Here is a 16,314-nt window from a genome sequence, read left to right on the forward strand (position 1 = left end):
CACGACCATGACCCTTCCTTTCCTGATTCATCGGCGCACCGTGCTCGGTGCCCTTGCGGCCCTGTCCAGTGGCCTGGCTGCGGCGCAAGGCAAGCCGGAGACCTTGCGCATTGGTTTGCAGAAATCATCCACACTCACCACCATCCTGCGAACACGGGGCACGCTGGAGCAATTGCTGGCACCGCTGAACGTCAAGGTCTCGTGGCACGAGTTCACCAGTGGCCTGCCTTTGCTCGAAGCCCTGAACCTGGGCAACATCGATGTCAGTGCCGACGTGGCTGACACCGTGCCCGTCTTCGCCCAGGCGGCCGGCGCCAACCTCACCTTCGTGGCGCAGGAATCGCCATCGCCCGCCGCCCAGGCCATCGTGGTGCGTGCCGATTCACCCATCAAGACCGTGGCCGACCTCAAGGGCAAGAAGATCGGTTTTGCCAAGGCGGCGGGCGTGCACTTCTTGCTGATTGCAGCCCTGGAGAAGTCCGGCCTGACGTTCAAGGACATCGAGCCCGCCTACCTCACGCCGGCCGACGGCCGTGCAGCCTTTGAGCGTGGCGCCATTGACGCCTGGGTGGTGTGGGACCCGTTCCTGGCCGCCGTGCAAAAGCAGTCGGCGGTACGGGTGCTGGCCGACGGGCGTGAGCTGGCGTCTTACCAGCGCTATTACCTGGCCGGGACTCCCTATGCCAAGGCCCGACCCGATGTACTCGGTGTGTTCTTCCACGAGCTGCAGAAGGTCGGTGCCTGGGTCAAGCAAAGTCCCAAGGACGCGGCCGCGCTGCTGGCACCGGTGTGGGGGCTGGATGCGGGCGTGATCGAGCTGGCCAATAGCCGCCGCAGCTACGAGGTGCGCGCCGTGGTGCCCACGGCCCTTGCCGAGCAACAGCGCATTGCGGATGCCTTTTTGGCCGAGAAGCTGCTGCCCAGGCGCGTGAATGCCCTCGATGTGCCTCTCTTCAAACCCGGAGCCTGACGCCATGAGCCAGAACGATCCCAACACAGCGCAGGGCGTGCGCCTGGAAGTGCGCAGTGTGGACAAGCGCTACGGTACGCGCGATGTCCTCAAGAAGACCGAACTCACGATTGAACCCGGCCAGTTTGTCGCCATTGTGGGCCGCAGTGGCTGCGGCAAGAGCACGCTGCTGCGCCTGGTGGCGGGCCTGGAGTCAGTCTCTGGCGGTGCGATCCGCCTGGACGGCCGGGACATCACCGGCCTGAGCGGTGACACCCGCATCATGTTCCAGGACTCGCGCCTCTTGCCCTGGAAGCGTGTGGCTGACAACGTGGCCCTGGGCCTGCCGCCCGAGCGGCGCGGAGCCGCGGCCGATGTGCTGGCGCGCGTGGGCCTGGGCGACCGGCTGGGCGAATGGCCGGCACGCCTGTCGGGCGGCCAGCGCCAGCGCGTGGCCCTGGCGCGTGCGCTGGTGCACAACCCGCGCCTGCTGCTGCTGGACGAACCCCTTGGTGCGCTCGACGCACTGACCCGCATCGAGATGCACCGCCTCATTGAAGGCCTGTGGCGCACCAGCGGCTTTACGGCATTGCTGGTCACCCACGACGTGCAAGAGGCCGTGGCCCTGGCCGACCGCGTGATCCTGATCGAAGACGGCCAGATCGCGCTGGACCAGCGCATCGACCTGCCACGCCCCCGTTCGCACGGTGACGCCGCGTTTGCCGCCATCGAAAAACGCATCCTGGACCGCGTACTGCAAAAGCCCGATGGCGACCCTGCGCACGAGGCGCCATGGCCAGTTGTGCCAGCGCATGGCCTGCGCTGGGCGGTGTGATTTTTCTGTTTCTCTCACCCACTGTTTTCATTTTTCAACGGACTATTCAAGGAGAACCCCATGTCCATTCAAGCCATCAACGTACGCAACCAGTTCAAGGGCAAAGTGCGCGAGATCATTCGCGGCGATGTCGTCTCCGAGGTCGATGTCGAAACCCCCTGGGGCATCGTCACCTCCGTCATCACCACCCGTTCGGTGGACGACCTGGGCCTGGTCGTGGGTTCCGATGTGGTCGCACTGGTCAAGTCCACGGAGGTGTCCATCGCCAAGCTGTGATGGAGCACGGCGCGCAGCCATCGTGGGTATTGCGGCTGAATTGCGCGCAAAGCGGGCGGTTGAAGCGACCTGCTGCGTGCGGGGGCCTGCGGTGCTTTGGACGAAGACTGCGACGGGCGAATAGCTCGTTTGGAAACGGTCGCATCGCATGAGGGGAGGGCTGGGGGTTCATCAATACAGCCGCAGCCCGCCTTCTTTTTGACCATCCACCACGTGCCTGTTCATGGCGCTGCTCGTATTCCAGGCCCCGCAGGGGCCTGTTTTTTTGGAGGCGGAACGATGCACGGGCGTGTGTTCAACCCCATAGACCAAGCGCAGTTGCGCTGAATGGTGGGTTTATGTATGATAAACATCATGCGAAATAAACAGTCCAATGCCCGAGCCGCCGCCAAAGAAGCGACCCATGAGCGCATCGTGTCGGTGGCGGCGCGGGCGATCCGTCGCCAGGGCTACCATGGCACCGGGGTTGCGGACATCATGAAGGAAGCAGGCCTGACGCATGGCGCCTTCTATGCGCACTTCGAGTCTCGCGAGGCCATGCTGGCCGAAGCTGCAACACAGGCGTGCGCTCAGTCTGTGGCGACGGTGGCGGGCGCTGTGGCGGGGGAGCCCGCCTCGCAGGCGATGGCAACCGTGCTCAAGGCCTACCTTTCGCGCGAACATGTCGAGAGCATCGAAACGGGTTGCCCTCTGGCCGCGTTGGGCTCCGAAACCTCGCGCCAGTCGCCTGAGGTGCGGCGCGTCTCCACCCGGCACATCAAGGAAATGGTCGATCTGATTGCGCGCCAGTCACCCCAGTGGGGCCAGCCAGAAACGCATGAGCAAGCGCTTGTCACCTTGTCCACCATGGTGGGAGCGCTCGTGCTTGCCCGTGCTGTGAACGACGCCGCGCTGTCCGACAGCCTGCGCGAAGCCGCGCTCAAGCACCTGTTGCCGGCGGAAACGGCATAACGCGGATTCACACCCAGCCTCTTCATGATCGTGCGATGGCACGCATTTTTTTATCATTACATATGATGTTTATCATGCGAAATAACGGCCCAACCCCTTCACAGCATCTGGTGCGTCATGGAGGGACGGCGTTTTTGGTGAAGCCTCGCCAGTCCGCGTGGCGTTGCTGTGCAGCCATGCAATCCCTTGCAGCAAAGGAAACCCCATGAAAGCGTTTGTTCTGGATCGCTATGCCAAAAAGGGCGTACTCCGGCCTGCCGATGTTCCTGCTCCCTCCCTGCGCGACGATGAGGTGCTGGTGGAGGTCCATGCAGCGGGCGTCAACCCGCTCGACGCCAAGATCCGAGATGGTGAGTTCAAGCTCCTGCTGCCTTACAAGATGCCGCTCGTCCTCGGGCACGATGTGGCGGGCGTGGTGGTGCGGGTAGGGCCGCGCGTGCAGCAGTTCAAGCCGGGGGACGAGGTCTATGCCCGGGCGGACGACTTTCACATCGGCACCTTTGCGGAGCTGATTGCGGTCAAGGAGTCTTCGCTGGCCTTCAAGCCCCGCAGCCTGACCATGGAAGAGGCAGCGTCGATCCCTCTGGTGGGGTTGACGGCATGGCAGGCGCTGGTGGAGAAGGCCCAGGTAAGCAAAGGGCAGAAGGTTTTCATCCAGGCGGGATCGGGGGGGCTGGGCAGCATTGCTATCCAGCTGGCCAAGCACTTGGGCGCCACCGTGGCCACCACCGCCGGCGCGGGCAGTGCCGCACTGGTCCAAAGCCTGGGCGCGGACGTTGTCATCGACTACCGCCAGCAAGATTTTGAAAACGTGCTGCGCAACTATGACGTGGTGCTGCACAGCCAGGACAGCAAGGCGCTGGCCAAGTCCCTGCGCGTGCTCAAGCGCGGAGGCCAACTTGTCTCCGTCTCGGGCCCACCCGATCCCGCATTCGGCAAAACCCTTCGTGCGTCGGGCTTCTTGCGGATGGTGTTCCGGCTGTTGAGCGCCGGTACCCGGCGCCGTGCCCAAGTGCTGGGCGTTGGCTACTCGTTCCTGTTCATGCGTGCACAGGGCAGCCAGCTGCAGGAGATCACGCGTCTGGTGGATGCAGGGGCCATCCGCCCGGTGATCGACAAGGTGTTTCCCTTCGACGCAACCAACGAAGCCATCGCCTACGTGGAAACCGGCCGTGCCAAGGGCAAGGTCGTCGTCAAGGTGCGCTGAGCTGCTCGCTTACTGCTGCCTCGCACCCGTCTCGCACCCGTCTCGCGTCCGTCTCGCACCTATCGAGCCCTCACTCCATATCCATCCCTTGCACAGCCCGTGCATATCCCTGTTCAGTCCCACCCCAACCCAGGAGATTCCCATGAAGATCGAAAACGCTGTTGTCCTCGTCACCGGTGCCAATCGCGGCATTGGCCTGGCCTTTGTTCGCGAGTTGCTCGCACGCGGTGCGCGCAAGGTCTACGCCGCCGCGCGCGATCCGTCCACCATCGTCCCGCAACCCGGCGTGCAGGCTTTGCGCCTGGACGTCAACAACCCCGAAGAGGTGGCGGCCGCCGCTGCGCAGGCGTCTGACGTGAGTTTGGTGATCAACAACGCGGGCATCGCCCAGCCCGGCGGGTTTCTGGCGGCCGACAGCGAAGAGGTCATGCGCCGCATCTTTGAGACCAATGTCTTTGGCGTGCTGCGTGTCAGCAAAGCCTTTGCCCCGGTCCTGCAGTCCAACGGAGGCGGGGCGCTGCTCAACGTGCTGTCTGTGGCGTCGTGGGTGAATGGCGGCGAGCTGGCTGCTTACTCGGCCAGCAAGTCTGCGGCCTGGTCGCTCACCAATGCACTGCGCCATGAGCTGGCCTCGCAAAACACGCAGGTCCTGGGCCTGCACATGGCGTATGTGGATACCGACCTGACGCGCGGCTTTGACGTGCCCAAGACCAGCCCGGTTCAGATCGTGCGGCGCGCGCTGGATGGCCTGGAAGCAGGCGCGGACGAGGTGCTGGCCGATGAGCTCACACAGCATGTCAAGCTCGCGATGACCGCAACGCGACCCAGCTATCTGCCGCAAGTGGCCTGAGTACGCCGCGCAGGGGGCCCACCCAGCTGGCGTGACGCTCTGGGTGGCCCCTGGTGGCGACAAAGATCGGCCACCCAGCCGCCGGGTATCTGGCAAGAACCCTGGGGCTATTGCCCCCAGAACCGCCCGTGTTGCCTACACTCGGGCCCATGACGACCCTTCTGGTTTGCCCTTTTGCCGCCCTGGCTGTGCTGCCCCGCGCAGCGGCCTGCGCGCGAGCGGTGGCCAAGAAGAACGCGCGTCGTCAGCTGACGCCAGCACATTCCTGAGCCCGGCGGCACCCTCTCTCCTCATCCCCTTGTAGCGCAACCATCCACCGCCGGGCACCAGCCAAGCGCGGTAGCGGCCGTCTTGTCCCCACGGGGCACCGCCGCATTCGATGGAGTGCTTTGTATGCATGCAGTTGTGACCCCTGGCGAGCGCACGCTCACCGACCTGGACTATTCGCGCCTGACCAAGCTGGTCGGCAACCGGCCTGCGCCCTTGCTGGATGACCTGCTGGCCAACGCCGATATCACCAGCCCGCGCACCGTGCGGGCAGACGTGGTCACCATGAATTCACGCGTGGAGCTGGTGGACCAGCACACCCACCGGCGCCAGGTGCTGACCCTGTGCTACCCGCAGGACGCCGAGCCTGCGGCGGGCTTCATCTCGGTGCTGTCGCCGGTGGGCATCAGCCTGCTGGGCTTGCGGGCCGGGGACGTGGCCCGTTGGCAAACGCCCCATGGCGAAGAGTGCTCCGCCACCATCGAAAGCATCCAGTACCAGCCCGAGGCCACGGGCGACTACCTCACCTAGTCGCCTCCGTATTCCGGCCCGCTGCGGGCCGTACCACCAGATCACTTCTCACCAGACCGGCGCCACTTGCAATGGCAGCCGTTGGAGGAGTGCGCGTTGTTCACCACAGAAGGACGTACCCTAATGACCCCTCGTTCCATCCTTGCCGTCACCGATTTCTCCGAACAGGGAGGGCACGCGCTGGCGCGTGCGGCGCTGCTGGGCGCAGAGCATCGGGCTGCGTTGCAGCTGGTGTATCTCTCCCAACCCGGCGAAGTGCCGCCACCCGACGTGGCCGTGCGACTGTCGCACCATGCGCTGCAGATTCGGCAGCGCCACCAGATTCCTGTTCATTCCGGAACACGCATGGATTGCACGGTGGCGGATATCGCCCGCGCGGCAGCGGGTCACGACCTTGTGGTGTGGGGCATGGCCCCGCAGCGCGGGTTGCGGGCCTGGTTCGGCGCGCACCCTGCGATCCAGTTGCTCCGTGCCTGCCAGCGCCCCGTGATCGTGGTGCGTAGCGCAGCGGCACAGCCCTACCAGAGCCTGATGGTGGCGGTGGACTTTTCTCAGGCTTCGCATCGCCTGGTGGAGCTGGGCCTCGCGCTCCACCCCCGCGCACGTGTGGAACTGTTCCATGCCGTCAGCACTGCCAACGAGGGCAAGCTGCGTTATGCCGAAGTGTCGGAACGCGCCATCCAGATCTACCGCGAGCAGTGCAGGCGCCATGCGCAGGACCGCATGTTCACGCTGACCGACTCGTACGATGTGCGGCGCAACCGGCTTTCATCCTCCATCGGCCGGGGCGACCCGGCGCGGCAGGTGCTGGTGGCGCAGCAAGGGGCAGGGGCCGACCTGATCGTGGTGGGCAAGCATCCCGCGTCCCGGTGCGCAGACTGGCTGTTCGAGAGCGTTGCGCAACGCATCCTCCATGAAGCCCGCACGGACGTGCTGGTGGTACCGCACGGCTTTCAGTCCGCATCCCGGGGGGCCGCCCTGAAACGCCTGGCGACCGATCTGCCCGTGCGCCGTGTCAAGGCAGGCCAGCCGCGCCTGCCGAGCCATCCCAACCCTGCGGCGCTGCAGGGTGGCACATGACGAAGGAGCCCTGCGGACAGCCCTGCCGAGGTCATTGGGCTCGCCATGCATGATGCCTAGGCCGCCTTCGCGAGCAGTGTTGTGTACCGGCTTGCGGGCCTTGCCAGGCCCAGGTTCTCCCGCAGGGTGGTGCCTTCGTAGGTGGTGCGAAACAGGCCGCGCCGCTGCAGTTCAGGCACCACCAGGTCCACAAACTCGTTGAGTGATTGGGGCAACACAGGCGGCATCACGTTGAAGCCGTCCGCCGCCCCGTTCTCAAACCATTCCTGCATGCGGTCGGCAATGGTCTCGGGTGTACCGATCACCACCCAGTGGCCGCGTGCACCGGCGAGGTATTCGTACAGCTGACGCACGGTGTACTTCTCTCGCCGGGCCAGCTCCAGCACCACGTGGGCGCGGCTGTTGATGCCCTTGGGTGGCTCGGGGATGTACGGCGGAGGTGCGTCGAGGTTCCACTTCGACAGGTCCTCTCCGGGCCAGAAGGGGGTGAGAGTGGCCAGGCCCACACTGGGGTGGATCAGGGCCTGCAGCTCGGCCCACTTGGCCTGGGCTTCTGCCTCGGTGCGGCCAATCACGGGGGAGATGCCGGGAAGCACCAGCAGTTCTTCAGGACTGCGGCCGTACTTGGCCATGCGACCCTTCACATCCTTGTAGAAGGCCTGGGCCTCGGCCAGGCTGGTCCAGGCGGTGAAGATGGCGTCGGCCGTCGCGGCGGCCAGTTCCTTGCCGTCTTCCGAAGAGCCGGCTTGCACAATCACTGGGTGGCCTTGCACCGAGCGCTCGATATTGAGCGGCCCTTGCACCTTGAGGTGTTTGCCCACGTGGTTGAGTGCGTGCAGCTTGTCGGGGTCAAAGTAGATGCCGCTTGCCTGGTCGCGCACCAGGGCGTCGTCGTCAAAGCTGTCCCACAGCCCCTTGACCACGTCCACAAATTCGTGGGCGCGCTCGTACCGCGTGGCAGGGTCCGGGTGCGTGTCCAGGCCAAAGTTGCCGTGCACGTTTTCGGCGCTGGTGGTCACCACGTTCCAGGCGGCCCGGCCCTTGCTGATGTGGTCCAGCGACGCAAACTTGCGCGCCAGCAGGTAGGGGTCTTCGTAGGTGGTGGAGGCTGTGGCCACAAAGCCGATGTGCTTGGTGACGACCGACAGCGCTGCCCACAGCGTCACGGGCTCGAAGTGCGAGATGCGTCCCTGGCGGCTGAAGGACTCGCGGTCGCCCTTGTGCCACACGCCGGGGCTGTCGGCCACGAACACCTGGTCAAACAGGCCACGTTCGGCTGTTTTGGCGACTTCGATGTAGTGATCGATGTTGACACCCGAATCGACCTGTGAGCCCGGGTGGCGCCAGGCGGCTACGTGGTGGCCCGTGGCCATGATGAAGGCGCCGAGGCGCAGTTTTCTGGATGTGTCGGGTTGGGTCATGTGAGATTCCAAAACTTGTGGAGATGGCTCGCGGCCTTCGACACTGGCGCGGCCCAGGCCAGTGCACCCGTGGAACCGGCTTTGCCAGGCCAGGGGGGCGTCTCCCCAAGGGGGATGGCGCCGAAGGCGACTCAGGGGGGCTACTCGGTAATAGTGATGCGATGCAGCTTGCGGTGCTGCGGAAAGAAGTCGCCCACTGCGTAGTGCTGGGTGGAGCGGTTGTCCCAAACGGCCAGCGTGCCCGGCGCCCAGCGCAGGCGGGCCTGGAACTCGGCCACCTGTGGCAGGGCAAACAGCTGGGTCAGCAGCGCATCGCTGTGCGTGCGGTGCAGGCCCTTGATGTGGCTGGTGAAGGTGGGGTTCACGTACAGGATCTTCTTGCCCGTGACGGGGTGCACGCGCACCACGGGGTGCTCCACGGGCGGGTACTTGGCGCGGGCGGCCTTCAGTTCTTCGCCGCTGGCGTCCTTGCGCAGCAGGTACTCCGTCCAGCCGCTGATCTCCCAGGTGTGCACGGCCGTGAGCGTTTCCAGGTGAGCCTGGAAGGCGGGCGGCAGACTGGCGTACGCGGCCGTGAGGCTGGCCCACAGCGTATCGCCGCCGCTGGCCGGGATCACCTGTGCATAGAGGCTGGTGCCCAGCGGCGGTTGCTCGCGCCAGGTGATGTCCGCATGCCATTGGTTGGACGCCTTGGGGCGCTCGGCCGTGCTCTCCACGATCTCGATCTCGGGGTGGCTCTCGAGCCGGGGGAAGAACGCCTTCACCTCGGCCACATTGCCAAAGCTGCGGGTGAAGTCCACCTGCTGCTGCGGCGTGATGTGCTGGTCGCGGAAGAACAGCACCTCGTGCACGGCCAGTGCCTGGCGCAGCTCGGCCTGTGTGGCGGCGTCCAGGGGCTGGCGCAGGTCCAGCTCGTGGATGACTGCCCCGATGGTGGGGGTGTAAGGCTCTACCGCAAAGCGGGTGAACGTGGGGTGCAAATCGTTGATCTTGGACATGGCGCTACTTTCTGAAACGGTGGGGTGATGAAAGAGAACTCCCACACGATTGGGACAGCGCGCAGTGCGCGCATCAACGAAGCAGTTCGCATATGCATAGTCGGAAAACTGCGCCTTGCACTGGCGCGCGTGGGCCTGCCATCCGCAAATTTGGATATCTGTTTTTGGTCGTTGGCCCCCGCGCAGGGCCTGCCTAAAGTGATCGGCGATGTGTGCAGCACATTGCACACGCACACCGGAACGACAACAGGCAAAACAACAGGCAAAACAACAGGCAAAACAACAGGCACGAAGGGGCGACAGATGAAAAAAACGCAATGGAAAACAGCGCTCTGGGCGGCTGCCACGACAGCCAGCGCAGCGGTGGCCCTGGGCCTGTGGGCGGGTAGCGCAGCCGCACAGGCGCAAGATCCCCTGAAGGTGATCCGCATTGGCATCGCCACCGGCGGTGTGGGCAGCGACCCGGTGCGCCATGGTGGCACCTCGGCCGCGCTGGCCTACACCGATGGCGGGCTGGAAGAAGAGTTCAAGAAGGACGGTGTGAAGGTGCAATGGACCTTCTTCAAGGGCGCGGGTCCGGCCGTCAATGAGGCACTGGTCAACAAGCAACTGGACTTTGCGTGGCAGGGCGACCTGCCCTCTATCGTGCACCGGGCCAGTGACGTGAAGACCAAGATCATTCTGGGCAGTGGCGTGCGCGGCGGGCTCTACCTGGCGGTGCCGCCCGACTCCAACATCCGCCGCCTGGAGGACCTCAAGGGCCGCAAGGTGGCCGTGTTCAAGGGCACCAACCTGCATCTGGCAGCTGTGCGCGCGCTGGCCGACAAGGGTCTGAGCGAGCGCGATGTGAAACTGCTCAATCTGGATTTGCCCAGCGCTGAGGCGGCGTTGGTCAGCAAGGACATCGACGCCGCATTTGGCTATGTGGGTTTTTTCAAGCTGCGTGACCAGGGCCTGGCCAAGGTGGTGTGGTCGGCTGCGGAAGATTCCTACAAGTACACCCGCCAGACGGCGCTACTGGTGACCGACGACTTCGCCGCCCGCCACCCCAAGGCGGTGGAGCGCGTGGTCAAGACGGTGGTGCTGTACGCCCATAAATATTCCGACGAAAACCGCCGTGCCGAACTGTTTGCGCAGTGGGGCAAGGCCGAGTACGCCGAGAAGGTGTGGCGCGAAGACTTTATTGGCCAGCCGCTGCGCGTGCGCCTGTCGCCACTGCTCGACCCCTTTCTGGTGGCGCGCTACAAGGACGCGGCTGACGAGGCCCACAAGCTCAAACTCATCCGCAAGAAGCCAGAGATCGATAGCTGGTTTGACCGCCGCTATCTGAACGCTGCTCTCAAGGAGCTGAAGCTGGAGAGCTACTGGCCCGTGTATGGCGCCAACGGGGATCTGGTCGCCGCCCCTTGATGCAGGTCTCCAATCCGAACCACGGTGTCCAAGCCCGGAAAAGCCGCTCACCACCGCTCGTTGCAACCCGCCCGCACCTGGTGCGCGGCGGGTTTTTTGTGCCTGCGCCGAGGCAACCTCATAACGCAGGCGTCGCTGCTCATGCCGCAAACATCTTTGTCATTGCATATGAGTATTAACCATTTATTTTTATAACAAACGTCTTTTACATTTCTTTTGGTTGTTATTGATGGCGCTGCGCTCACCCTAGGTGGTAGCAGCTCTACCACCCACAAAGGAAATGCAAAAGATGGCGATACCCGCACTGAACGCGGCCGGGCCAGGCGGCCCCGCGAGCCCGCTGGACGCGCTGCCGGATGCCCCCACACGCCGCCCCGTAGCGGCAAGGCAAAACGCTGCCTGGACTTGGGCGAGGCGTTCGCTCTGGGCCTGGCCCTTTCCGCTGGCCGTGCTGGCGCTGTGGCAGCTCTCCGCCCTGTGGGGTTGGGTGCCCGAGCAGGTGCTGCCCCCGCCCGCCGCCGTGTTCAAGGTGTTTGGCGAGCTGCTGGCCAGCGGAGAGTTGTGGGACCACCTGCGCATCAGCATGGTCCGTGTGTTTGCGGGCTTTGGCATCGGCCTGTCGCTGGGCCTGGTGCTGGGTGGTGCCATGGGCCTGTCGCCGACATTCCGTGACTACTTCTTCCCATTGTTCAAGGCCTTCAGCCAGGTGCCGGTGATCGGCTGGCTGCCGCTGCTGATCCTGGTGGTGGGCATTGACGAGGGGCTCAAGTTTCTGCTGATCGCCAAGGCGGCCCTGGTGCCGGTGGCTATCAACACCTGCCAGGGCATTCAGAACGTGCCCAACCGGTTGGTGGAGGTGGCGCGTGTGTATGGCTTTACCCGCTGGCAGATGCTGCGCAAGGTGGTCTTTCCGGCAGCCACGGCGCCCATCTGGAACGGCGTGCGCTATGGACTCACCCATGCCTGGCTGGCGCTGGTGGTGGTGGAGCTGCTGGCATCGTCCGAGGGCATCGGGTTTCTCATCGTCTATGGCCGTCAGCTCTTTCAGCTGGACGTGGTGCTGGCCGCCGTGCTGGCCGTGGGCATCGTGGGGTTTGTGATCGACAAGCTGCTGGCCGTGTCCGAGGCCTGGCTGCTGCGCTGGCGCAAGCCGGGCTTGTGAACGGGGTGTGCCAATGTCTTCTGTGAACGTGCAACGCAACGTGTTCCAAAAAGTGCCCGCACGCCTGCGGGGCTGGGTGCTGCCCGTGCTGATCCTGGCCGTGTGGTGGGCGGTGGTGGCTTCGGGGGCGTCCGATTCGCCCCTGCTGGTATCGCCATTGGCCGTATGGCAGCGCGGTGTGGGCCAGGTTGTCAGCGGCGAACTGTGGGTGGCCTTGTCGGCCAGCCTGTGGCGCATGGCCTGGGGGTTCGGCATTGGCTCCGGCATCGGGCTGGCGGTGGGTGCGCTGCTGGGCTGGTCGCGCTGGGCCGAGCGGCTGGTGGGGCCTACGTTCCACACGCTCAAGCAGATCTCGCTGTTTGCGTGGATTCCGATGCTGTCGATGTGGTTTGGCCTGGGCGATACCGCCAAGGTAGCGTTTGTGGCCATGGCGGCGTTCTTTCCGGTGGTGCTCAACACGCTGGAGGGCCTGCGCAGCGTGCCGCGTGAGTACCTGGAGGTGGCCCGCGTGTACGAGTTCAGCGTGTGGCAAACGTTGCGCCGTGTGGTGGCGCCTGCCGCCGCGCCCTCACTGTTCACCGGCATCCAGCTCTCGCTCATCTACAGCTGGCTGGCCACGCTGGGGGCCGAATACCTGCTGGCCTCGGGCAAGGGCATTGGCAACACGCTGATCGATGGGCGCGAGCATTTCTGGATGGACCTGGTGCTGTTTGGCGTGGTGGTGGTGGGCCTGGTGGGCTTTGTACTGAACGCGCTGCTGGCCGCACTGGAAAAGCGCCTGCTGGCCTGGCGTGATCGCACGATCGCAAGGTATTGAGCCCCCTGAGGCGCTGCGCGCCATCCCCCTCAGGGGGACGCCCCCAGGGGCCTGGCAAAGCCAGCTCCCCGGGGGCACTGGCCTGGGCCGCGCCAGTTGCGGGCCATTGCTGAGAACAACGTCATTTGAAAAGGAACACACCATGGCACACGCCGGTACCCTGGCCATTCGCGGCCTGAACAAGCAGTACGAGGTCAAGGGCGAAGCCCTGCCCGTGCTGCAGGACATCCACCTCACCATCGAGCCCGGCGAGTTCGTGAGCATCGTGGGCTCGAGCGGCTGCGGCAAGTCCACGCTGCTGCGGCTGGTGATTGGCCTGGAGGGCGATTACCAGGGCGAGATCCTGCTCAAGGGCCAGCGCATTGTGGGCACCAGCCTCAACCGGGGCATCGTGTTCCAGGAGCACCGCTTGTTCCCCTGGCTCACGGTCGAGAAGAACGTGGCGCTGGGCCTGCTCAATTCCAGCCTGACCGAGGGCCAGCAGCGCGCCACCGTGCGCGAGCACATTGCGCTGGTGGGGCTGCAGGGGTTCGAGACCGCCTACCCGCACCAGCTCTCGGGCGGCATGTCGCAGCGCGTGGCCATTGCGCGGGCGCTGGTCAACCGGCCCGACATCCTGCTGCTGGACGAACCCTTTGGCGCACTCGACGCCATGACCCGTGCCCACCTGCAGCAGGAGCTGCACCGCATCTGGCAGCAGGAGGGCATCACCATGATCCTGGTGACCCATGACGTGGAAGAGGCCGTGTACCTGGGCGACCGCGTGGTCGTGATGGAGCCGCGCCCCGGCCGCATCCGCCGCACGGTTCCGGTGGGGCTGCCCCATCCGCGCGAGCGCACCTCCCACGCGTTCACCGCCATCAAGGACAGCGTGCTGCGCGAGTTCTCTGGCCACCCGGCGGCCGACCTGGCCGAGCCGCCGCTCAAGCGCGGCGAGCAGCTGGCGCCTGCCGCGCAGTGGCAATTTGCCGTTTGATTGTTTGTTCCCCTTTTACCGATCCCCGAGATTCCCATGACACAACAAAACCCCCTCGTTTTCTCCACGCGCCGTTCGCTGCTGGTGACTGGCGCTGCCGCATTCGCTGCCCCCATGGTGCTGCGCGCCCAGTCGCCCGCCAAGGTCATCCGCATCGGCTCGCCCGACCTGGGTACGGCCGGCAAGCCCTCGCCGGGCGGCAGCGTGTTTGCGGTGCTGCAGGCCAACAAGTGGCTGGAAGATGAATTTGCCAAGGACGGCATCAAGATCGAGTGGAACTTCTTTCGCGGCGCAGGCCCGGCCGTGCACGAGGCGCTGTCGGCCAAGCAGCTCGACATCGTCTCGCTGGGCGACCTGGCCGCCGTCATTGGCCGTGCGCGCGGTCTGCCCACCCGCTTCATTGCGGCCACGGGCCGGGGCAGCAACAGCTATCTGGCCACGGCGCCCGGCGTGAGCATCAAGACCGTGGCCGACCTCAAGGGCAAGAAGGTCACTGTGCTCAAGGGCACCGCCTACCAGCGCACCTTCGACAACCTGCTGGCCACGGCGGGCCTGACCGAAAAGGACGTGAAGCTCATCAACATGGACTGGCCCACCTCCAAGGCCGCCGTGGTGGCTGGGCAGATCGACGCCACGTTCGGCGGCTCGGACCTGTTCCTGCTCAAAGCGCAGGGCGCGCAGATTGCGCTCAGCACCAAGGGCCGTGGGCCGGACTACACCATCAACTCCGGCATCCTGGCCACCGAGGATTTCGCCACGCAGAACCCGCAGCTCACCCAGCGCCTGGTGACCCAGCTGGTGCGCGCGGCCCACTGGTCATCGCAAGAGGGCAACCGCGAGGCGCTGATCAAGCTGTACGCCGACAACAGCGGCAACCCCGAGCTGTCGTTCCGCGAAGAACTGGCGGGCGACAACCTGAACGCCCGATATTCGCCGCTGCTCGACGAGGGCTTCATCGCCGGTTACCAGGGCGTGCTGGACGACGGCGTCAAGCTGGGGCTGATCCGCCAGACGTTTGACGTGAAGGCCTGGTTCCAGCCCGCCTTCGTGCAGCAGGCCGTCAAGGACCTCAAGCTCGACAAGCAGTGGCGCGAGACCGATGCCGCCGGCAAGGCCAAGGGGGCTGCATGAGCATCACCACCAATGTGGCCGCCTCCGCTTCCACCCAAGCGCCCAACATCGTCTTTATCCTGGCCGACGACCTGGGCTGGGCCGACCTGAGCGTGTACGGCCAGGCCGACTTCACCACGCCGCACCTGGATGCGCTGGCGGGCGAGGGCGTGCGCTTTACCCAGGCCTATGCCAACTCGGCTGTGTGCTCGGCCACGCGGTTTGCGCTGATCACCGGGCGCTACCAGTACCGGCTGCGCGGCGGGCTGGAGGAACCCCTGGTGCGCAAGGCCCATGTGCACGGCCTGCCGCCGGAGCACCCCACGCTGCCATCGTTGCTGCGCGATGCAGGCTATGACACGGCGCTGATTGGCAAGTGGCACCTGGGCAGTCTGCCCACGTTCGGCCCGCTCAAGAGTGGCTACGACCGCTTCTTTGGCAACTATGGCGGTGCCATCGACTACTTCACGCACAAGCCCGGCGTGGGCGATGCCGTGGCGCGCGATTTGTACGAAGGCGAGGTGCCGGTGGAGCGCGTGGGCTACTACACCCAGCTGCTGGCCGATGAGGCCACGCGCTGGATCGGCGAGCGCAGCGCGGCCAAGCCGTTCTTTCTGTCGCTGCACTTCACCGCGCCCCACTGGCCCTGGGTGGGGCCGGAGGACGAAGAAATATCGCTGGGCCTGAAAGACCTCTTTCACTACGACGGCGGCAACCTGGCCACCTATGCGCGCATGGTGCGTTCGCTCGACAAGGCGGTGGGCCAGGTGCTCGATGCTCTCAAGGCACAAGGCCTGGCCGACAACACCATCGTCGTCTTCACCAGCGACAACGGCGGCGAGCGCTTTTCCAAGACGTGGCCCTTCACCGGCCAGAAGACCGAGTTGCTCGAAGGCGGGATCCGCGTGCCCACGCTGCTGCGCTGGCCTGCGCGCATTGCACCGCAGGTGAGCGACCAGGTCACCGCCACCATGGACTGGCTGCCCACGCTGCTGGCAGCTGCGGGCGTGGCGCCCCATGCCGACTACCCGCCCGACGGCGAGAGCATCCTGCCCGTGCTGGAGGGCCATGCGCCTGCGCACCCGCGCACGCTGTTCTGGCGTTACAAGTCGCAGTGCCAGCGCGCCGTGCGCGAGGGCCGCTTCAAGTACCTGCGCATCAACGACAACGAGTTTTTGTTCGACGTGGAAGACGACACGCTGGAGCGCGCCAACCTGCGCCACAAGCACCCCGAAGTGTTTGAACGCCTGCGCGCGGCGTGGGAGCAGTGGAATGCGCAGTTCCTGCCCATCACCGACGAGGTCATCACCCACGGGCTGTCGCCCGACATCCAGGCCGACCGCTATGTGCCCGACCTGTCCCAGCGGGGCATGTAAGGCCCGTACGGGCAAAAAACCAAAGAAAAGTGACTGATGCGCTAGTGGAATGTGCGCTTGATGCTATTAAAAACATAGTATTTACAGGCCCCTGCGCT

Annotated in this window: 16 protein-coding genes; 14 read left to right on the top strand and 2 right to left on the bottom strand. The window is 65.1% G+C overall.

Going from position 1 to position 16,314, the window contains the following annotated elements:
* The first annotated feature begins 7 nt into the window (after positions 1 to 7).
* The 8 genes from CLU87_RS07105 to CLU87_RS07140 all read left to right on the top strand — a co-directional run bounded on the left by CLU87_RS07105 (position 8) and on the right by CLU87_RS07140 (position 6,946).
* Entirely contained in the window at positions 8 to 970 is a 963-nt protein-coding gene (locus CLU87_RS07105; protein WP_099729976.1) for an aliphatic sulfonate ABC transporter substrate-binding protein, read from the top strand.
* 4 nt (positions 971 to 974) lie between these two features.
* Positions 975 to 1,784 (top strand): ATP-binding cassette domain-containing protein, encoded by an 810-nt coding sequence (locus tag CLU87_RS07110; RefSeq protein ID WP_099729977.1) that lies wholly within the window; start codon positions 975 to 977, stop codon positions 1,782 to 1,784.
* A 60-nt stretch (positions 1,785 to 1,844) separates the two neighbouring features.
* Positions 1,845 to 2,060: a molybdopterin-binding protein gene (locus CLU87_RS07115; protein WP_015013774.1), complete on the top strand. Its 216-nt coding sequence runs from the start codon at positions 1,845 to 1,847 to the stop codon at positions 2,058 to 2,060.
* Between the two features lie 342 nt (positions 2,061 to 2,402).
* The gene (locus CLU87_RS07120; RefSeq protein WP_099729978.1) at positions 2,403 to 3,011 is read left to right on the top strand and encodes a TetR/AcrR family transcriptional regulator; all 609 of its coding nucleotides are present in this window, start codon (positions 2,403 to 2,405) and stop codon (positions 3,009 to 3,011) included.
* Between the two features lie 205 nt (positions 3,012 to 3,216).
* Positions 3,217 to 4,218 carry an NADP-dependent oxidoreductase gene (locus CLU87_RS07125; protein WP_099729979.1) on the top strand — a complete coding sequence of 334 codons (1,002 nt, stop codon included), beginning with the start codon at positions 3,217 to 3,219 and terminating at the stop codon, positions 4,216 to 4,218.
* A gap of 142 nt (positions 4,219 to 4,360) precedes the next feature.
* Entirely contained in the window at positions 4,361 to 5,068 is a 708-nt protein-coding gene (locus CLU87_RS07130) for an SDR family oxidoreductase (protein ID WP_099729980.1), read from the top strand.
* A gap of 393 nt (positions 5,069 to 5,461) precedes the next feature.
* Positions 5,462 to 5,866 carry a GreA/GreB family elongation factor gene (locus CLU87_RS07135; protein WP_099729981.1) on the top strand — a complete coding sequence of 135 codons (405 nt, stop codon included), beginning with the start codon at positions 5,462 to 5,464 and terminating at the stop codon, positions 5,864 to 5,866.
* A 123-nt stretch (positions 5,867 to 5,989) separates the two neighbouring features.
* On the top strand, positions 5,990 to 6,946 hold the full coding sequence (locus CLU87_RS07140) for a universal stress protein (RefSeq protein WP_099729982.1): 957 nt from the start codon (positions 5,990 to 5,992) through the stop codon (positions 6,944 to 6,946).
* Positions 6,947 to 7,002: 56 nt separating this feature from the next.
* Here CLU87_RS07140 and CLU87_RS07145 read toward each other — a convergent pair whose 3' ends face one another.
* Positions 7,003 to 8,367: an LLM class flavin-dependent oxidoreductase gene (locus CLU87_RS07145; protein WP_056067476.1), complete on the bottom strand. Its 1,365-nt coding sequence runs from the start codon at positions 8,365 to 8,367 to the stop codon at positions 7,003 to 7,005.
* Between the two features lie 140 nt (positions 8,368 to 8,507).
* On the bottom strand, positions 8,508 to 9,365 hold the full coding sequence (locus CLU87_RS07150) for a TauD/TfdA family dioxygenase (protein ID WP_056067478.1): 858 nt from the start codon (positions 9,363 to 9,365) through the stop codon (positions 8,508 to 8,510).
* 303 nt (positions 9,366 to 9,668) lie between these two features.
* Here CLU87_RS07150 and CLU87_RS07155 point away from each other — a divergent pair, with 303 nt between their 5' ends.
* The 6 genes from CLU87_RS07155 to CLU87_RS07180 all read left to right on the top strand — a co-directional run bounded on the left by CLU87_RS07155 (position 9,669) and on the right by CLU87_RS07180 (position 16,216).
* The gene (locus CLU87_RS07155; protein WP_056744284.1) at positions 9,669 to 10,775 is read left to right on the top strand and encodes an ABC transporter substrate-binding protein; all 1,107 of its coding nucleotides are present in this window, start codon (positions 9,669 to 9,671) and stop codon (positions 10,773 to 10,775) included.
* Positions 10,776 to 11,064: 289 nt separating this feature from the next.
* Positions 11,065 to 11,937: an ABC transporter permease gene (locus CLU87_RS07160; protein WP_056067481.1), complete on the top strand. Its 873-nt coding sequence runs from the start codon at positions 11,065 to 11,067 to the stop codon at positions 11,935 to 11,937.
* Positions 11,938 to 11,950: 13 nt separating this feature from the next.
* Positions 11,951 to 12,754: an ABC transporter permease gene (locus tag CLU87_RS07165; protein ID WP_099729984.1), complete on the top strand. Its 804-nt coding sequence runs from the start codon at positions 11,951 to 11,953 to the stop codon at positions 12,752 to 12,754.
* Positions 12,755 to 12,896: 142 nt separating this feature from the next.
* On the top strand, positions 12,897 to 13,730 hold the full coding sequence (locus tag CLU87_RS07170) for an ABC transporter ATP-binding protein (protein WP_099729985.1): 834 nt from the start codon (positions 12,897 to 12,899) through the stop codon (positions 13,728 to 13,730).
* A gap of 36 nt (positions 13,731 to 13,766) precedes the next feature.
* A complete protein-coding gene (locus CLU87_RS07175) occupies positions 13,767 to 14,861 on the top strand; it encodes an ABC transporter substrate-binding protein (RefSeq protein WP_099729986.1) in 1,095 nt (364 codons plus the stop codon).
* Positions 14,858 to 16,216 (top strand): sulfatase, encoded by a 1,359-nt coding sequence (locus CLU87_RS07180; RefSeq protein ID WP_099729987.1) that lies wholly within the window; start codon positions 14,858 to 14,860, stop codon positions 16,214 to 16,216. Before CLU87_RS07175 ends, CLU87_RS07180 begins: the two co-directional genes overlap by 4 nt.
* Positions 16,217 to 16,314: the final 98 nt, after the last annotated feature.

Origin of the sequence: Acidovorax sp. 59, from assembly GCF_002754175.1 — a bacterium.
Taxonomy (GTDB): Bacteria; Pseudomonadota; Gammaproteobacteria; order Burkholderiales; family Burkholderiaceae_C; genus Acidovorax; species Acidovorax delafieldii.

Excerpts from the sequence above, each read along its gene's own strand:
- CLU87_RS07135 (WP_099729981.1), top strand. The coding sequence starts at position 5,462 with ATGCATGCAGTTGTGACCCCTGGCGAGCGCACGCTCACCGACCTGGAC.
- CLU87_RS07105 (WP_099729976.1), top strand. The coding sequence starts at position 8 with ATGACCCTTCCTTTCCTGATTCATCGGCGCACCGTGCTCGGTGCCCTT.
- CLU87_RS07145 (WP_056067476.1), bottom strand. The coding sequence starts at position 8,367 with ATGACCCAACCCGACACATCCAGAAAACTGCGCCTCGGCGCCTTCATC.
- CLU87_RS07110 (WP_099729977.1), top strand. The coding sequence starts at position 975 with ATGAGCCAGAACGATCCCAACACAGCGCAGGGCGTGCGCCTGGAAGTG.
- CLU87_RS07180 (WP_099729987.1), top strand. The coding sequence starts at position 14,858 with ATGAGCATCACCACCAATGTGGCCGCCTCCGCTTCCACCCAAGCGCCC.
- CLU87_RS07130 (WP_099729980.1), top strand. The coding sequence starts at position 4,361 with ATGAAGATCGAAAACGCTGTTGTCCTCGTCACCGGTGCCAATCGCGGC.
- CLU87_RS07165 (WP_099729984.1), top strand. The coding sequence starts at position 11,951 with ATGTCTTCTGTGAACGTGCAACGCAACGTGTTCCAAAAAGTGCCCGCA.
- CLU87_RS07160 (WP_056067481.1), top strand. The coding sequence starts at position 11,065 with ATGGCGATACCCGCACTGAACGCGGCCGGGCCAGGCGGCCCCGCGAGC.
- CLU87_RS07155 (WP_056744284.1), top strand. The coding sequence starts at position 9,669 with ATGAAAAAAACGCAATGGAAAACAGCGCTCTGGGCGGCTGCCACGACA.
- CLU87_RS07125 (WP_099729979.1), top strand. The coding sequence starts at position 3,217 with ATGAAAGCGTTTGTTCTGGATCGCTATGCCAAAAAGGGCGTACTCCGG.
- CLU87_RS07120 (WP_099729978.1), top strand. The coding sequence starts at position 2,403 with ATGATAAACATCATGCGAAATAAACAGTCCAATGCCCGAGCCGCCGCC.
- CLU87_RS07170 (WP_099729985.1), top strand. The coding sequence starts at position 12,897 with ATGGCACACGCCGGTACCCTGGCCATTCGCGGCCTGAACAAGCAGTAC.
- CLU87_RS07140 (WP_099729982.1), top strand. The coding sequence starts at position 5,990 with ATGACCCCTCGTTCCATCCTTGCCGTCACCGATTTCTCCGAACAGGGA.
- CLU87_RS07175 (WP_099729986.1), top strand. The coding sequence starts at position 13,767 with ATGACACAACAAAACCCCCTCGTTTTCTCCACGCGCCGTTCGCTGCTG.
- CLU87_RS07115 (WP_015013774.1), top strand. The coding sequence starts at position 1,845 with ATGTCCATTCAAGCCATCAACGTACGCAACCAGTTCAAGGGCAAAGTG.
- CLU87_RS07150 (WP_056067478.1), bottom strand. The coding sequence starts at position 9,365 with ATGTCCAAGATCAACGATTTGCACCCCACGTTCACCCGCTTTGCGGTA.